Genomic DNA, 16,645 nt, shown 5'->3' on the forward strand with positions numbered 1-16,645 from the left:
AGTACTAATTACAACGGTATATTCCCGTGCTTCTTTTTTGGTCTGTCTTCATGTTTATTTTGTAGCATTTCAAGGGCCTGTACTAGTTTAGTCCGTGTCTCGCGTGGATCGATTACATCATCAATCATACCAAGTCCGGCAGCGATATATGGATTTGCGAATTTTTCGCGGTATGTTTCAATTTTTTCCTGACGGGTCTTTTCAGGATTCTCACTTTCAGCAATCTCTTTAGCAAAAATGATGTTAGCCGCACCTTCAGGACCCATAACTGCGATTTCCGCGTTTGGCCACGCGTAAACTAAGTCAGCTCCTATTGATTTACTGTTTAATGCCACATATGCACCACCAAATGCTTTACGGGTTATTACCGTAATCTTTGGAACGGTGGCTTCAGAATAGGCATATAAAATTTTTGCGCCATGACGGATAATCCCGCCATGTTCCTGCTTGACCCCTGGGAAGAATCCTGTCACGTCTTCAAAGGTTATAAGCGGCACATTAAATGAATCACAGAACCGAATAAACCTTGCTGCTTTATCACTTGAGTCAATATCAAGCCCACCAGCCAGATATTTTGGCTGATTGCAAACAAGTCCTATAGTCTGACCTTTGATTCGTGCAAATCCTACTACAATATTTTTTGCAAAGTCTTTATGAATCTCAAAAAAGCTGTCCTGGTCGACAACCTGCTCGATTACCTGTTTTACATCATACGGTCGCGTTGAGTTGAACGGGACAATGTCAGTCATATCAGGCCGTGTATCATCGCCTGAGTCAGCTTCGGCAACTGGCGGCTTTTCAGTATTGTTTGGCGGCAAATACTTTACAAGGTTCTTAACCGCATCGAGTGCCTGCTCTTCATTTTCCGCCTTAATGTGCGCATTACCGCTTTTAGAGTTATGTACATGCGCTCCGCCAAGTTCCTCGGAAGTAATTTTCTCCCCTGTTACTGTTCCAATTACTTTGGGACCGGTGATGAACATCTGAGATGTCTTTTCCACCATAATGACAAAGTCTGTTATTGCCGGAGAATAAACCGCTCCCCCCGCACTTGGCCCCATAATAACTGAAATTTGCGGAATTACTCCTGAATAAATTGAGTTCCGATAAAAAACCTGTCCATATCCATCAAGGGAGGAAACCCCTTCCTGAATCCGAGCGCCGCCCGAATCGTTCAATCCAATAAAGGGAACACCATTTTTCGCAGCAAGGTCCATTACGGCTGCAATTTTTTTACCGTGCATTTCACCAAGAGCCCCGCCATATACGGTAAAGTCCTGAGCAAATAAATATACTGGCCGGCCATCGATTTTCCCATAACCGGTTACGACTCCCTCACCATTGGCAGTTGAATTATTCATGCCAAAGTCGGTCTCACGGTGTTCAATGAACGGATTCAATTCCACAAACGAACCTTTATCAAGCAGATAATCAATCCGCTCCCTGGCAGTCAGTTTTCCTTTTTCATGCTGCCGGTCAATCCGTTCATCGCCTCCACCTAGTTCAACTTGTCTTCTTTTATCATATAGTTCATTGATTTTATCAAATATGTCCATTACGATTCACTTCCCTCACTATGGTCACACATTTCAAAAAGAACCCCATTGGCAGCCTTTGGGTGTATGAAGGCTATACGGCTGTTGTGTGCCCCTGTTTTAGGCTGCTCATTAATCAATTGAATACCCTTTTTTTTCATGCTGGTTAAGCGCTCGTTTATATTGTCGACTTCCAATGCGATATGATGAATCCCCTCACCCTTTTTATCCAGGTAGCGTTTAATTGCCGACGATTCATTAAGTGGCTCCAGCAATTCAATCCGCGAATCACCAATCTTCAGGAATGCAACTTTCACACCTTCCGACTCAACTTCCTCTACAGCTTCCAATTGAAGTCCAAGTGTATCTGTGTAGAAGGAGAGCGCCTGGTCAATTTTTTTGACTGCAATACCGATATGGGCTATCTTTTCAGGTGGATCCACCTCTTCACTTTCCGGTTGAATCAACTGCTTTATATAGGTTGCTAACGCCTCGGTAGATGAACCACTTGTGAAAATCTTGTTAACTCCCTTTTCCAGCAGAAATGGTATATCTTCCGCTGGTATTACTCCTCCACCAACTACCGGAATATCTCCAGCATTACGCGCCTCGAGCGCTTCCACTACTTTTGGAAACAATGTTTTGTGTGCCCCTGACAAGGATGAAAGACCAACGACATCGACATCTTCCTGTATTGCTGCTTGTGCTATTTGAACCGGTGACTGTCTAAGCCCTGTATAAATAACTTCCATCCCGTGATCACGAAGCGCTTGTGCAATTACAAGGGCACCGCGGTCATGGCCATCAAGTCCCGGTTTGGCAATTAAAACACGAATTTTCCCCATCTGAGTCTCCCCTTTATTATCCTGCATATTCACCAAACTCCTCACGCAATACATTACAAATCTCGCCCACTGTTGCATATACCTTAACTGCATCCAGTATATACGGGATTAAGTTACTATCTTCATTTCTTGCATGCTGACGGATAGCTGATAAAGTTCGCTCGACCTCAGCCTGATCTCGGTCGGCACGAATCCGTTGGACGGATTCGATCTGATCCTTCTCCAGTTCCTCATCCACTTTCATTAAGTCCGGATTCACTTCTTCATCAAGTGTAAACTTATTGAGTCCAACAATAATTTCTTCCTCTTTTTCTATTTTTTTCTGCGTCTCATAGGCATTTCGGTGAATCTCACGTTGCATGAAGCCTTCCTCAACAGCCTGAACCGCTCCACCTATATCACGAATACGGTTCAGATAAGATTCTACCTCTTTTTCAATCTGATCAGTGAGTTCCTCAACGTAGTATGAGCCCCCTAGTGGATCGACCGTATCAGCAACACCACTTTCATTAGCAATGATTTGCTGGGTGCGAAGTGCAATTCGGGCTGACTCCTCTGTCGGCAAAGAAAGCGCCTCATCCCTTGAGTTGGTGTGAAGACTTTGCGTTCCGCCCAATACAGCAGCAAGCGCTTGCATTGTTACGCGCACCACATTGTTATCTGGCTGCTGCGCGGTAAGCGTTGATCCGCCTGTTTGTGTGTGGAAACGCAACTTCCAGCTCTTTTCATTTTTTGCCTTGTAATGGTCTTTCATGATTCTAGCCCAGATCCTTCTGGCTGCCCGAAACTTGGCAACTTCCTCAAAGAAATTATTGTGAGCGTTAAAGAAAAATGCAAGCCGCGGTGCGAACGCATCAATATCAAGACCCGCATCTAACGCTGCATCCACATATGCCATGCCGTTTGCAATTGTGAAGGCTGCTTCCTGTACAGCTGTGGATCCTGCCTCGCGGATATGATAGCCAGATATACTGATGGTATTAAATTTAGGAAGGTGGTTCTGGCAATATGCAAAAATATCAGTAATCAGTCGCATAGATGGTTTCGGAGGAAAAATATAAGTTCCACGTGCAATATATTCTTTTAAAATATCGTTCTGTATGGTTCCAGTAAGTTTTTCGAACGGCACTCCCTGCTTTTCTCCTACAGCAATATACATGCACAAGAGAACAGATGCTGGAGCGTTGATTGTCATGGATGTACTTACCCGGTCAAGTGGAATCTGATCCAGCAATTGCTCCATATCTTTCAGCGAGTCAATCGCTACCCCAACTTTTCCTACTTCTCCTTCAGCCATAACATCGTCCGAATCGTATCCGATTTGTGTTGGGAGGTCAAATGCCACTGAAAGACCTGTCTGCCCTTGGTCAAGTAAGTAACGAAAACGCTTATTGGTTTCCATTGCCGAACCAAATCCTGCATACTGTCGCATCGTCCAGAACCTGCTTCGATACATAGTAGGTTGGATCCCCCGGGTATATGGGTATGTTCCCGGATACCCCAGTTTTTCATCGTATTCCTGATCATTCTCAGGATAATATAAACGACCCACTTCAATGTCGGAGGAGGTAGTAAACGGTTCCTTCCGTTCTGGGAAACGTTCCACTGTCTTTTCGACGGCCGCTTTCCACTTCTTTTCCTTCGATTGAAACTTATCATCACTCATAGTTGGAACCCCCAATATAAATTTTTGTATCCGATTGCACTTGTCCAATCCCGTGATAAACGGTAAAATACAATTATGATACGGGATTGAAGGAGGATTAAAATTGGCTAAAAATCAAAATACACAGACGCCCAGAAGAAAGTCAAAGCGGGAACGAAGAATGAAGATTATTATTTATATCATGATTCTTGCAATGGTACTATCTTCCCTGACGACCGGCCTGGTAATGTTTTTATAATAGATAATAGATTAATGAATTCTCAAGACTGGAGGCTATGCCTTTCCAGTCTTTTTAATTCTTTTCTTTTCAGATACATCACTTTTCTTAAATTTCTTTTTAAGCAGCAGATAGTCCTCGATTTCATGTAACAGACGAAATAGGTTCGCCCGTGTCTCAAACTCTTCCTGTGTTTCAGGCAGGTTTTCCTGATCAAAACTGCGTCGCAATTCCTTCAATTCATCAAGATAAAGCACTGCCGTATTCCCGGGATGGACTGCATCGGACAGCTTCTCGAAAAATGCAGCTATTTTCCTTGAAATCGAGTCGGTATTTGGCAATCTGCTGACTAGAGGCAGCATCCGCTGAAGTAATTCAAACTGCTGTCTACGCATAACAAAATAGTCGTAATAAGGATGTTTATTCCTTAAAAGATGATTCTCCCTGTCCAATGATACCAGGTACATAGCATCCTGAAGAATATCCTCACAAATCGTCAGCTCTTTACCATCCCATGTTTCATTTTTGTCCCTAATGTAGGCAGCAATTTCCTCCAGAATCACCTGGAAGTTGTTCTCCAGTTCATCCTGTTTTTCCCTGAGTTGCTTTTCCATGCTTGGCATGTATACATTAACCAGCAGACCGACACCTATCCCAATGAGAATCAAAATAAACTGATCCAGGATAAATGAGAGCGAGATTCCTCCCTCGCCAAAAAAATTTAATATAATGACCGAGCTTGTGGCAATGCCAGGAGTGATTTTCAGATAAACCGTAACTGGAATAAACAATGCCAATATGATCCCTACCACCACTGGGTTATAGGCGATAGTTTCAAAAAACACCACGGCAAAAACAGCAGCGATAATACATGCCAGAAAACGATGCCATGCACTTAGAACCGATTTTTTTCTCGAAGGTTGAATACAAAGAATGGTAAGAATCCCTGCAGAAACAAAGTTTGTGAGCCCCAGCAATTGGGCAATTGTCATGGAAATGGGAGTACCGATTGCTGTCTTTATTGTCCTGGAGCCAATTTTCACACTCAAAATCTCCCCTGTTATGTAATAAGCCGGTAACTGATCGACTTAATAAAATGAGGCTGACCCGGTATGATTGAGACAGCCTCATTACAACTAGTATATTCTAGTCGATTTATATTTCCTCACAATGTTCATCAAACACCCGCTGAAGCTTGCCTACTACATCTACAGCGCTTGATCCTTCAATATCATGACGTTCAAGCATGGTCACGATTTTACCATCCTTTAGGAAGGCAAATGATGGTGATGATGGTGGGTAACCTTCAAAATATTCTCTGGCTTTCTCGGTTGCCTCGCGGTCCTGTCCTGCAAAAACAGTAACGAGGTGATCCGGCCGTTTATCAAAATGAATAGCATTCGCAGCTGCAGGACGTGCTACCCCGCCAGCACATCCACAAACTGAGTTAACCATAACAAGTGTGGACCCTTCACGCTTCATAGCCTGATCAACATCTTCAGGAGTTCTTAGCTCCTCATAGCCTGCTTCCTTAATATCCGTACGCGCTGCATCTACAACGTCGTTCATGAACAAGTTAAAATCCATTTGAACATCCATCCCCTTATCGAAATTAGTAAAAAATGTAGCTTAAATTCAGCTTACCAATTTCAGGACGAGATTTCAATCCATTTAAACTCTAGTAAACGTTTGTCGTATCAGGATTAATATTTTCAAGTATCTCTTTAACTCTTGCCAGGAATTGTCCACAAATCAGGCCATCCAGGATACGGTGGTCTAGTGACAATGAAAGGTTGACCATGTCTCTTGCGGCAAACATATCATCCACGATAACCGGGCGCTTCACAATGGACTCAACCTGCAGGATAGCTGCCTGTGGGTGGTTGATCACACCCATGGAATGAATGGAGCCGAATGAACCTGTGTTATTAACCGTAAAAGTACCACCCTTCATATCGTCAGATGTTAATTTACCAGACCGTGCTTTCATCGCAAGTTCGTAAATATCTTTGGCAATACCTTTGATGCTCTTCTCATCGGCATTTTTTATAACCGGGACAAATAGCTCCTGATCCTTTGCTACAGCGATTGACAGGTTGATATCTTTCCGCTGGATGATTTTATCTTCAGCCCATGTGCTGTTAAGTTGCGGATATTCTTTCAGTGCCTGCGCGACAGCTTTTACAAAGAATGCAAAGAACGTCAGCCCAAAGCCTTCCTTCTGCTTGAATTCATCTTTGATTTTACTTCTGTATTTAACTAGTTCGGTTACATCTGCTTCAACCGTCATCCAGGCATGCGGGATTTCAGTCGTGGAACGTACCATATTCTGAGCAATCGCTTTTCTTACTCCCGTAACAGGGATTTCTATATCACCTGTCTGTGCCGTCTGCTGTGGTGCTGGTGCAGCTTTTGGCTGTGACTTGGCTGTTTCTTTTTCAACCTGTTCCTGTTTGTGTGAGGAACTCTCTGCCGCCTGTGGTATTTCCCCAGATGCGATAATTTTCTCGATGTCTTTTCGTGTAATTCTTCCACCTCGACCTGAGCCATTAACCTGTTCCAGATCAATATCGTTTTCTTGCGCAAGTCGAAGAACAGCAGGTGAATAACGTTTTTTCATGGACTGATCAGCTGAACTGTCTGATTCCTGTTCCACTTGCGGTACCACTTCCTCCGTACCAGTTGATTTTGCTTCATCGGAAGATCCACTGTCTTCGGTTTCGATATAGCACATCAGCTCACCAACCTCGATGGTGTCACCTTCTTGTGCGACTAATTCCTTAATAACTCCAGTGAATGAAGATGGAACTTCAGCGTTTACTTTATCCGTCATAACCTCTGCAATCGGGTCGTACTTATTGACTTTATCACCAACACTTACCAGCCAGGAACTGATCGTACCCTCGGTTACACTTTCACCCAGCTGTGGCATATTTATTTTTTCGGTAGACATTATGGTTCCCTCCTTCTATCTTTACATCTATCATTTAGGCACGTTTTGTAAATTTTTGTTGCCCTTAATCTTCGCAGTTGATATAAATTGCGAAGTAATAATAATTTATAATGTGTTTTTCATCATTAGGCTAATGATAAGTTTAACCGACGCTGCGGAAAAACACTCCCTTTCCGGGGGCAGCACCTCAGCCTCCTCGCTCGTTCCCTCGCTGTGGGGTCTTCGGAAGCTGCTCTTCCCCCTGGAGTGTCGCATTTTTCCGCAGCTTAGGATAGCTTTCAAAATTAGGATGAAATAAACCTCATTCATATAACGAAGGACTGTACAAATCCTTGATCAAAATACTAACAAGCGGAGGAAATACACGAAGACTCCTGCGGGAAAGCGAAGACGTTGATACCCCACAGTGAGCGTTCTTGGCGAACGAGGAGGCTCAGCGCGAGCCCGCGGAAAGCGTAGTGTATTTCCGGAGCGAAGTCTCGCTGTTATGTCGCAGTTTATAGATCTTGCGTAAAAAGCAACAATCAGTTATAAAAAACAACATTCGTTTACAAAAGTTGTATTTGGTTGTTAAAATTCTGCAAGATTACGGATTGCTTTTTCAACTTTATCCGGATTAATCATAAAGTACTTTTCCATGGTAGGCGCATATGGCATTGCCGGTACGTCTGGTCCAGCCAGCCGTTCAACTGGTGCATCCAAATCAAATAGACAATTCTCCGCGATTATGGCGGAAACCTCACCAATAATGCTTCCTTCCTTATTGTCTTCGGTGATCAGCAATACTTTACCTGTCTTTTTCGCCGCTTCAATAATGGCCTCTTTATCAAGCGGATATACTGTACGCAAATCGAGGATATGTGCATCGATCCCTTCCTCTGCAAGCTTTTCGGCTGCCTGCAAAGCAAAATGGACACATAACCCATACGTAATAACCGTAACGTCCGATCCTTCCCTCTTTACATCGGCTTTACCAATTGGCAATACATAATCATCTTCAGGTACATCACCCTTCAGCAGACGATAAGCACGCTTATGTTCAAAGAATAAAACCGGGTCATTATCACGTATAGCTGCTTTAAGAAGCCCTTTTACATCGTACGGAGTCGACGGCATTACAATTTTCAGTCCAGGCTGGTTTGCAAAAACCGCTTCAACAGACTGTGAATGGTATAAAGCACCATGAACACCGCCACCATATGGAGCCCTTATCGTCATTGGAACATTCCAGTCATTGTTGGAACGATAGCGTGCTTTTGCCGCTTCGGAAATAATCTGGTTGACAGCCGGCATTATAAAATCAGCGAACTGCATTTCAGCAACTGGTCGCATTCCATACATGGCTGCTCCAATTCCAACGCCTGCAATAGCTGATTCAGCCAGTGGCGTATCAAGAACACGGTATTCGCCGAATTCGTCATAGAGCCCTTTGGTCGCTCCAAACACACCGCCTTTTTTACCGACATCTTCCCCCAAAACAAACACTTTCTCATCACGCTGCATCTCCTCTTTCAACGCAGCGGTGACAGCTTGAATATATGACATTACTGGCATAGCAATTTTCCCTCCCTACTTTTCTTCATATACGTATTTCAGTGCGTCTTCTGCATCTGCATACGGTGCATTCTCTGCATAGTCTGTCGCTTCATTCACAATCTCGCCAAGTTCGCCATTTATTTCTCTTTCCAGTTCCTCCGTTAAAATGCCGGCATCCCTCAGATAAGCGGCAAATGTTATCAAGGAATCCTTTTTCTTAGCTTCCTCGACTTCATCGCTTTCACGGTATTGACGGTCGTCATCATCACTTGAGTGGGCTGTCAATCGATAGGAAACTGCCTCAATCAATGTTGGGCCTTCTCCGTTCACTGCACGCTCTCTTGCATCCCGAACAGCTTCATATACTGCGAGCGGGTCATTGCCGTCAACAGTAAACCCTGGCATACCATAGGAAATCGCCCGGTCTGAAACATTTTCGCTGGCTACCTGTTTCTCCATTGGCACTGAGATAGCATACTTATTATTTTCTACCATTGTAATGACCGGCAGCTTATGTACTCCGGCAAAGTTCAGTCCTTCATGGAAGTCTCCCTGGTTAGAGGAACCTTCTCCCAACGTGACAAAAGAAACAAAATTCTTCTTCTCCATTTTGGCGGCTAGTGCTACCCCTACTGCGTGCGGAAGCTGGGTGGTAACCGGTGAAGACCCTGTCAATATTCTGTTCTTCTTTTGACCGAAATGTCCTGGCATTTGACGGCCGCCTGAGTTTGGATCCTCAGCTTTCGCGAATCCGGACAGCATCAGTTCTTTCGGTGTCATGCCAAATGCAAGTACGACTCCCATGTCCCGGTAATACGGTGCAGTATAATCTTCATCCCGGTTCAGTGCAAAAGAGGCACCTACCTGGGCAGCTTCCTGTCCCTGACACGAGATAACAAACGGAATCTTGCCGGCACGGTTCAGAAGCCACATTCTTTCATCAATTTTTCGTGCAAGAAGCATGGTTTTATACATATCTAAAACCTGCTCATCCGATAATCCTAATGATTCATGGCGGTTTTTTGCCATTAATAATCCCTCCCTTAAATTTAAACCTTGGTTTTATCCGTGAATCTGTTTTCCTTCTACAGCAAGTGCAGCTTCACCCATTACTTCCGACAATGTCGGATGCGGGTGAATGCTTTCTGCAATTTCCCATGCAGTAGCATCTAGAACCTTTGCAAGCCCTGCTTCTGAGATCATATCGGTAACATGCGGTCCAATCATATGGACTCCAAGTAAATCTTCGTTATCCTTATTGGTGATTACTTTGACAAAACCTTCAGAATCGCCATGCACAAGAGCTTTTCCGACAGCTTTGAAAGGGAATTTACCTACCTTGACTGCATACCCTTGGTCTTTCGCTTGCTTTTCAGTCAGTCCAACGCTTGCAATTTCAGGATTAGAATAGATGCATGATGGAACATTGTCATAGTTAATCGGCTGCGGACTCTGGTCTGCCATATGTTCGACAGCTGTGATTCCTTCATGGGAAGCCACATGTGCAAGCTGCATACCGCCAATTACGTCACCAATGGCATAAATATGTGCTTCCTTCGTCTGAAAATGCTTGTTAGTTTGGATAAATCCCCGGTCGACAACTATGTCGGTATTTTCTAGACCGATATTTGTGGTATTTGCTTCACGCCCAACTGAAACCAGCATTTTGTCTGCTTGGAATGTTTCGTTCTTTCCATCGATTTCGGCCTTTACCTTTACGCCGTCTTCTTTTTCAAGCGTATCTGGGAGCACTTTAGCACCTTTATAGAAAGTAATTCCTTTCTTCTTAAGCTGCTTTTCTGCCTCTTTTACTACTTCTTCATCCTCAGTCGGTAAAATCTGATTTAGGTACTCAACCACTGTCACATCCACACCGAAATCCGCCAGCATAGAAGCCCATTCGATTCCAATTACGCCTCCTCCGACAATAATTATCGAGGAAGGTAACTCCTCCATATTAAGCGCATCATCTGACGTCATAACGCTCTTTCCGTCGATTTCAAGACCTGGTAGCGATTTTGGCCTTGAACCTGTTGCAACTAGTACATATTTCGGAACAATCATGGTGTTTTCATCGCCATTTTCATACTCTATGGAGATAGTTCCAGGCATTGGGGAAAATATACTTGGTCCTAGAATCCGGCCAAATCCGGTGTACACGTCAATTTTCCCCTTTTTCATCAGTCCCTGAACTCCCTGGTGTAATTGTTGGACTATCTTATTTTTCCTTTCCTGAACTTTAAGGAAGTTTAGTGTTGTATTATTGGTTTCAACGCCATATTCAGTAGCTTCCTTTGTCTGCTTAAATACTTCGGCACTACGAAGTAAGGCTTTTGACGGAATACATCCCCTGTGCAGACACGTTCCACCAAGTTCTCCTTTTTCTACCACTGCTACCTGCATTCCCAGCTGGGAGGCACGGATTGCTGCCACATATCCGCCGGTACCACCGCCAAGTATAACTAGATCGTAATCTTTCGCCATTTGATGAACACCCCTTTATCTATTCGTTAGCAGGATACTGTTTCGATGTTTCTTCTCCCCGCAGCACCCTTAATGTTCCTTCATTCAAGGCTTGCAGTTCGTTTTCTCCCGGATAAACGATGATATCCGCTATCCATTTCACGCGTCTTGCAATCATGTCTACGAACACTTTTCCATATGCAAGACCCCCTGTGAGTACGATTGCATCTACTTCACCATCAAGAACTGCACCCATTGCACCTATTTCTTTTGCAATCTGATAGGCCATCGTGTCGTATACAAACGCTGCGTACTCGTCACCATTCTCAATTTTACGCTCTATTTCCAACGCGTCATTTGTTTTCAGATAGGCCATCAAGCCGCCATGGCCAACTATCTTCTTCATTACTTCATCCCGATAATACTGTCCTGAGAAACACATAGAAACAAGATCACCAGCTGGAATCGTTCCTGCACGCTCGGGAGAGAAAGGACCGTCGCCATGCAGACCGTTATTAACATCGATAACTTTTCCATTTTTATGGGCACCAACAGTAATACCCCCGCCCATGTGGGTAACAATCAAATTAACATCTGTGTACGAACTACCTCTTTCTTTCGCAGCCCGTCTGGCAACAGCTTTCTGATTGAGCGCATGAAAGATACTTTTACGCGGAATTTCGGGTACCCCTGATAACCTTGCTGTATCCATTAATTCGTCTACCACAACCGGATCAACAATATAGGATGGGATATTAAGACCCCCAGCGATTTCGTAAGCCAAAATCCCACCAAGGTTAGAAGCGTGTTCACCGTTGAACCCTATCCGCAAGTCAGCAAGCATTGCTTCATTAACCTCGTATGTACCTCCGGCAATCGGACGGAGCAATCCACCCCGGCCACAGACTGCGTCTAATTTTGAAATATTGATACCCTCATAATCAAGCTGGTCCAGAATCACCTTTTTACGGAACTCATGTTGGTTAATTACCCCGTTAAACTCGTCTAATTCCCCGGAATTATGGCGAATCGTCTTCTCAAAGATGCAATTTTCATTTTCAAATACCCCTATCTTAGTTGAGGTCGATCCTGGATTGATAACTAAAATTCTGTATTGTTGATCTGCCAATTTAATTTACCTCCGTACGTTAGACATCGATTTACCGTCTGCTTAGGGTATGATGTCCATTCAATAAAAACTGGTTTCGTGATTTGCTGACTGACTGGATCCGCTCCTCAGCCATGCGATCTGCAGCGACATAAGTTGGTACGTTATCCCGCTTAGAAATTTTGAAGACGTTCATCAGATTATCATAGATGCCTTCAACCTTTTTCATTGCTCGCGCCTGACTGTAACCGTTCAGTTCATCTGCCACATTGATGACACCACCTGAATTTATGACATAATCCGGCGCATACACAACACCCTTTTCATGGATAATATCACCATGTTTGGTTGATTTAAGCTGATTATTTGCGGAACCGGCAATAACCTTGGCTTTCAGGCGTGGAATAGTATCATCATTTATCGTTGCCCCTAGCGCACATGGAGCATATATGTCACAGTCAACGTCATAGATGTCATCAGGATCTACGGCCTCTGCACCAAATGCATCCACTGCACGCTGCACGGCTTCCTTATGGATATCGGTAACTACGAGTTTCGCACCTTCCTTATGTAAGTGTTCGCATAAAGTATAGGCTACATTTCCGACACCCTGGACCGCAACTACTTTACCTTCGAGTGAATCATCGCCATAAGCCTCCATCGCAGCAGCTTTCATTCCTTTATACACGCCATATGCTGTTATAGGTGAAGGATTGCCGGACGAGCCAAATTCTGGAGAAATTCCGGTTACAAAATCAGTCTCCATGTGGATTAGATCCATGTCCTGCACAGTGGTTCCAACATCCTCCGCAGTAATATAGCGTCCGTTTAAGCCCTGTATATAACGTCCAAAAGCACGGAACATCTCCGGATTTTTATCTTTACGTGGGTCACCAATAATAACCGTTTTCCCTCCGCCAAGATTCAGGCCTGCTGCGGCATTTTTGTATGTCATTCCTTTAGCTAGACGCAGCGCATCCTCGATTGCCTCTTCTTCTGAATTGTACGTCCACATTCTTGTACCACCAAGCGCCGGCCCCAGAGTAGTATCGTGAATGGCAATGATAGCTTTTAAACCTGAGTTTTTATCCTGACAGAAAACCAATTGTTCATAATCGTATTTTTCCATATAAGTGAAAATTTCCATTGTAATTCCTCCTAGAATGTTTTTGATGATAATAATGCAAGTGATAAAGAGTATAATTTGCTCTCACTGGAATCAGCTCGAGATGTTAGTACAATCGGTGCTTTTGCGCCGCTTAGCACAGAAGCTACTTTTGCGTTGGCAAAATACATAAATGATTTGTATAGTGCATTTCCTGTTTCAATGTTTGGAACAACAAGAATATCTGCCATACCTGCAACGTCCGAAGTTATATTTTTTTGACCGGCCGCTTTAAGGGATACCGCATTGTCGAATGCAAGTGGTCCATCAACAATACAGCCGCCGATTTGACCACGTTTCTGCATTTGAGTAAGCAAAGCAGCATCGGTCGTTGCCTGCATAGATTCATTCACAACTTCAACTGCTGCAAGCACCGCTGCTTTTGGCTCCCCTAAGCCTATTCCGTGAGCTACTTTTACCGCATTTTTTATAATCTCTGTTTTCTCTTTTAAACCTGGTGATATATTCATTGCGGCATCAGTCAGGAATATCACACGCTCATATGCTGGGATTTCGAAAAGGGCTACATGGGAAAGTACGGATCCACTCCTCAAACCCCATTCTTTATTCAGTACTGCAGCCAACAATGTCTTAGTCGGGACATTGCCTTTCATTAAAATATCAGCAGACTTATCATTTACGGTCCTCACCGCCGATCCAGCAGGGTCACCGCCAGCATCTACTACATTTATTTGATCAGAGTTCAAATAAAGTCCCACAGAACCCGCCTGTTTATGTATCTCCGCTTCATTTCCAAAAAGCAGAAAAGAACAAAGGTTGAGTTCTGCTGCTTTTTTTACAGCTATAAGAACTTCTCGGTCAGCCGCCGCCGCAACCGCGACAGTTTTCTTTTGTTCATGTTTCGCTTTTTCTGTAAGTTCCGCCAAAGTTTGCATTACTGCCTCCAATCTGCCTCCATTATTCCCTTGCAAAAACTATGCCAAAACCAAAATTAATGAAAGCGCTTTATTCAAGCGATTTTCTTTTTGCAAGAATCTGCAACTATGAATGATCTTGCGTGCTCTTTTTTTCAATATGATGTTTTTCAAGTTTATAATAAAGATTACGTATAGAGATATTTAAATCTTTCGCAGTCCGCGTTTTGTTAAAGTTATTACGCTCATAAACCTTGTGAATATATTCCCGTTCAAATCGATCAACAGCACCCTGAAGGTCCTGATCAAAAGTATTCTCTAAACTCATTGTATTCTCAGGGTTATCTACAGTGGCAGCTAATGCAGGAATGTGTTCTTTCCTGATAACTTCTTCACTAACATCCATGTAAATCATGGCCCGGCCGATAACATTTTCTAGTTCACGGACATTGCCTGGCCAATGGTATTCCTCCAAATGTTCTAGTGCGTCCTGATCGATTGACTTAACGCTCCTGCCGTAATCCTGATTTAGCTTTCCGATTAAATGCTGTGTCAGTTCAGACAAGTCACTTATTCGTTCTTTAAGACTCGGAATATAAATTGGAAGTCGGTTTAAACGATAATAAAGGTCTTCACGAAAAGTTTTGTTCATGATTGCTTTTTCCAAATTAGCGTTTGTTGCGGTAATAATACGGACATTAATGGAGATAGGATCAGTTCCACCCACTCTGACAATTTCATTTTCCTGTAGTACACGTAACAGTTTAGCCTGCATACTAAGAGAAAGTTCACCAATCTCGTCTAAAAAGATACTGCCCAGGTTAGCTTCCTCAAAGAGCCCTTTTTTACCACCCTGCCGCGCACCAGAAAATGCACCTTCTTCATACCCGAACAATTCGCTTTCCAATATAGATTCCGCAATTGCTGCACAGTTAACACGGATAAATTTGTTATGCTTTCGGTCACTCTCATTATGAATTGCATGCGCAAACAACTCTTTACCTGTTCCCGATTCTCCGCGTAATAATACAGTTGCAGGCGTTTTTGCGCCGACCTTAGCCTGTTCTAGCGCCAATTTCATTTCTGGTGAAGGACCTATTATGTCGTCAAAAGTATACTTTGCCTCCAGGTTTCTGATAATTTGCCTTGCTCGTCTTAACTCACTTGTCAGAGATTTGATTTCAGACACATCATGCAGTACACCAACACTTCCCTTAAGCTTCCCATCCACAATAACTGGTGCTACATTCACAAGCACATCTTTCTTGGCTGGTCCAACTTTCATACGGACTCCGCGGACACCCCGCCGCGTTTTCAGCACCTTCATATGCATGCTTTCTCCTTCAGAAATATCTGCAGTAGCGGGTTTACCCACTATATCCGTTTCTTTGAGTCCTGTAATTCGTGTATAAGCAGGATTAATCATTATCCCCGTTCCGTTTTCGTCTACAACCGTTATTGCCTCATCAGATGAATGTATAATTGCCTCAAGCATCGTTTTAATTTCTTTTAAATCGGTATTTTCCTCTGCTAAATTCACTACTTCAGTAATATCCTTGAAAACAGCAAATGCACCAATCAGACGGTCTTCCGCATTTATAATCGGAATGCGGGTGGTGATAATTTTTCTTCCATTTTCAAGAACCAATTTCTGATTCACTTCTCTACGCCGGCTCTGCAGCACGTGTGGTAACCTTGTATCAGAAATGACATTTTTTATATCTTGCCCAATTATTTCTTCCCTTTTCAAGCCCAGGATTCGTTCTGCACTTTTATTAACAAACTGTATTTTACTTTCATTATTAATCACAATCATACCATCACGTATGTTGTGGAGAATTAGTTCCTGGTTATTAGTCTGCAATTTTAACCGGTCCAACAGCGATTCCTTTTCTTCAAACAGTTCGGCTATTATGTATGCGACTGTACCAGGTATAACAACGGTCTTCCGGTCTCTGGCCTCAAGTAATCGTTCAAGTACAGATTCATCTCCGGTTGCTTCAACGATTATATCGATGTCTTTGTCTATCCAGTCTCCCCAATCGCTACCAGTAGGAATTCCAAGATCTTGTGCAGATTTCAATCCATCTGCATTCTTGTCTATATCCACCATACCAACTATTTTCATACGGTCTGTATTCAGTAATATTTCCAGCAAGGCACTACCGCCTTTGCCAGCCCCGACAATAAGTACGCGTTTCATAGACACCCACCTTGCAATTTTTTGCACATAATTATCATACGTTATTCTGCAGTATTAAGCAAATTTTCATCGATTCCTA

Annotated in this window: 14 protein-coding genes; 1 reads left to right on the forward strand and 13 read right to left on the reverse strand. The window is 43.4% G+C overall.

Features of this window, described 5'->3' with window-relative positions; all coding sequences use genetic code 11:
* Positions 1-8 precede the first annotated feature (8 nt).
* From ACFO3D_RS11030 to ACFO3D_RS11040, 3 genes are read right to left on the reverse strand one after another with little or no spacing between them, the layout of a single operon-like run.
* Positions 9-1,556 carry an acyl-CoA carboxylase subunit beta gene (locus tag ACFO3D_RS11030; RefSeq protein WP_390295891.1) on the reverse strand — a complete coding sequence of 516 codons (1,548 nt, stop codon included), beginning with the start codon at positions 1,554-1,556 and terminating at the stop codon, positions 9-11.
* Positions 1,556-2,380 carry a methylmalonyl-CoA epimerase gene (mce, locus tag ACFO3D_RS11035; RefSeq protein ID WP_390295893.1) on the reverse strand — a complete coding sequence of 275 codons (825 nt, stop codon included), beginning with the start codon at positions 2,378-2,380 and terminating at the stop codon, positions 1,556-1,558. The genes ACFO3D_RS11030 and mce overlap by 1 nt, the downstream gene beginning before the upstream one ends.
* Before the next feature lie 16 nt (positions 2,381-2,396).
* Positions 2,397-4,046, reverse strand: a complete 1,650-nt coding sequence (locus ACFO3D_RS11040) for an acyl-CoA mutase large subunit family protein (RefSeq protein WP_390295895.1) — start codon at positions 4,044-4,046, stop codon at positions 2,397-2,399.
* Positions 4,047-4,149: 103 nt separating this feature from the next.
* Here ACFO3D_RS11040 and prli42 point away from each other — a divergent pair, with 103 nt between their 5' ends.
* Positions 4,150-4,284: a stressosome-associated protein Prli42 gene (gene prli42 / locus ACFO3D_RS11045; protein WP_390295897.1), complete on the forward strand. Its 135-nt coding sequence runs from the start codon at positions 4,150-4,152 to the stop codon at positions 4,282-4,284.
* A gap of 35 nt (positions 4,285-4,319) precedes the next feature.
* Here prli42 and ACFO3D_RS11050 read toward each other — a convergent pair whose 3' ends face one another.
* The 10 genes from ACFO3D_RS11050 to ACFO3D_RS11095 all read right to left on the reverse strand — a co-directional run bounded on the left by ACFO3D_RS11050 (position 4,320) and on the right by ACFO3D_RS11095 (position 16,566).
* Positions 4,320-5,306: an aromatic acid exporter family protein gene (locus ACFO3D_RS11050; RefSeq protein ID WP_390295899.1), complete on the reverse strand. Its 987-nt coding sequence runs from the start codon at positions 5,304-5,306 to the stop codon at positions 4,320-4,322.
* Between the two features lie 112 nt (positions 5,307-5,418).
* Positions 5,419-5,850, reverse strand: a complete 432-nt coding sequence (locus ACFO3D_RS11055; protein WP_390295901.1) for a BrxA/BrxB family bacilliredoxin — start codon at positions 5,848-5,850, stop codon at positions 5,419-5,421.
* 91 nt (positions 5,851-5,941) lie between these two features.
* Complete coding sequence (locus ACFO3D_RS11060; protein WP_390295903.1) at positions 5,942-7,216, reverse strand: dihydrolipoamide acetyltransferase family protein; 1,275 nt, start codon at positions 7,214-7,216, stop codon at positions 5,942-5,944.
* Positions 7,217-7,786: 570 nt separating this feature from the next.
* Complete coding sequence (locus ACFO3D_RS11065; protein ID WP_390295905.1) at positions 7,787-8,770, reverse strand: alpha-ketoacid dehydrogenase subunit beta; 984 nt, start codon at positions 8,768-8,770, stop codon at positions 7,787-7,789.
* Between the two features lie 15 nt (positions 8,771-8,785).
* Complete coding sequence (locus ACFO3D_RS11070) at positions 8,786-9,781, reverse strand: thiamine pyrophosphate-dependent dehydrogenase E1 component subunit alpha (protein ID WP_390295907.1); 996 nt, start codon at positions 9,779-9,781, stop codon at positions 8,786-8,788.
* 33 nt (positions 9,782-9,814) lie between these two features.
* A complete protein-coding gene (gene lpdA, locus ACFO3D_RS11075) occupies positions 9,815-11,236 on the reverse strand; it encodes a dihydrolipoyl dehydrogenase (RefSeq protein ID WP_390295909.1) in 1,422 nt (473 codons plus the stop codon).
* Positions 11,237-11,255: 19 nt separating this feature from the next.
* Positions 11,256-12,344 carry a butyrate kinase gene (gene buk, locus ACFO3D_RS11080; protein WP_390295911.1) on the reverse strand — a complete coding sequence of 363 codons (1,089 nt, stop codon included), beginning with the start codon at positions 12,342-12,344 and terminating at the stop codon, positions 11,256-11,258.
* A gap of 31 nt (positions 12,345-12,375) precedes the next feature.
* On the reverse strand, positions 12,376-13,470 hold the full coding sequence (bcd, locus tag ACFO3D_RS11085; RefSeq protein ID WP_390295913.1) for a branched-chain amino acid dehydrogenase: 1,095 nt from the start codon (positions 13,468-13,470) through the stop codon (positions 12,376-12,378).
* Positions 13,471-13,481: 11 nt separating this feature from the next.
* Positions 13,482-14,384 (reverse strand): phosphate butyryltransferase, encoded by a 903-nt coding sequence (gene yqiS, locus ACFO3D_RS11090; RefSeq protein WP_390295916.1) that lies wholly within the window; start codon positions 14,382-14,384, stop codon positions 13,482-13,484.
* Positions 14,385-14,490: 106 nt separating this feature from the next.
* A complete protein-coding gene (locus tag ACFO3D_RS11095) occupies positions 14,491-16,566 on the reverse strand; it encodes a sigma 54-interacting transcriptional regulator (RefSeq protein WP_390295918.1) in 2,076 nt (691 codons plus the stop codon).
* Between the last annotated feature and the right edge of the window lie 79 nt (positions 16,567-16,645).

It is taken from the genome of Virgibacillus kekensis (assembly GCF_042654125.1).
GTDB classification, from domain to species: domain Bacteria; phylum Bacillota; class Bacilli; order Bacillales; family Amphibacillaceae; genus Lentibacillus; species Lentibacillus kekensis.

What these genes read in the sequence shown, in the direction of transcription:
- ACFO3D_RS11060 (WP_390295903.1), bottom strand. Translation starts at nt 7,216, where the DNA reads ATGTCTACCGAAAAAATAAATATGCCACAGCTGGGTGAAAGTGTAACC.
- ACFO3D_RS11095 (WP_390295918.1), bottom strand. Translation starts at nt 16,566, where the DNA reads ATGAAACGCGTACTTATTGTCGGGGCTGGCAAAGGCGGTAGTGCCTTG.
- ACFO3D_RS11055 (WP_390295901.1), bottom strand. Translation starts at nt 5,850, where the DNA reads ATGGATTTTAACTTGTTCATGAACGACGTTGTAGATGCAGCGCGTACG.
- ACFO3D_RS11070 (WP_390295907.1), bottom strand. Translation starts at nt 9,781, where the DNA reads ATGGCAAAAAACCGCCATGAATCATTAGGATTATCGGATGAGCAGGTT.
- yqiS (WP_390295916.1), bottom strand. Translation starts at nt 14,384, where the DNA reads ATGCAAACTTTGGCGGAACTTACAGAAAAAGCGAAACATGAACAAAAG.
- mce (WP_390295893.1), bottom strand. Translation starts at nt 2,380, where the DNA reads ATGGGGAAAATTCGTGTTTTAATTGCCAAACCGGGACTTGATGGCCAT.
- ACFO3D_RS11030 (WP_390295891.1), bottom strand. Translation starts at nt 1,556, where the DNA reads ATGGACATATTTGATAAAATCAATGAACTATATGATAAAAGAAGACAA.
- ACFO3D_RS11065 (WP_390295905.1), bottom strand. Translation starts at nt 8,770, where the DNA reads ATGCCAGTAATGTCATATATTCAAGCTGTCACCGCTGCGTTGAAAGAG.
- bcd (WP_390295913.1), bottom strand. Translation starts at nt 13,470, where the DNA reads ATGGAAATTTTCACTTATATGGAAAAATACGATTATGAACAATTGGTT.
- lpdA (WP_390295909.1), bottom strand. Translation starts at nt 11,236, where the DNA reads ATGGCGAAAGATTACGATCTAGTTATACTTGGCGGTGGTACCGGCGGA.
- ACFO3D_RS11040 (WP_390295895.1), bottom strand. Translation starts at nt 4,046, where the DNA reads ATGAGTGATGATAAGTTTCAATCGAAGGAAAAGAAGTGGAAAGCGGCC.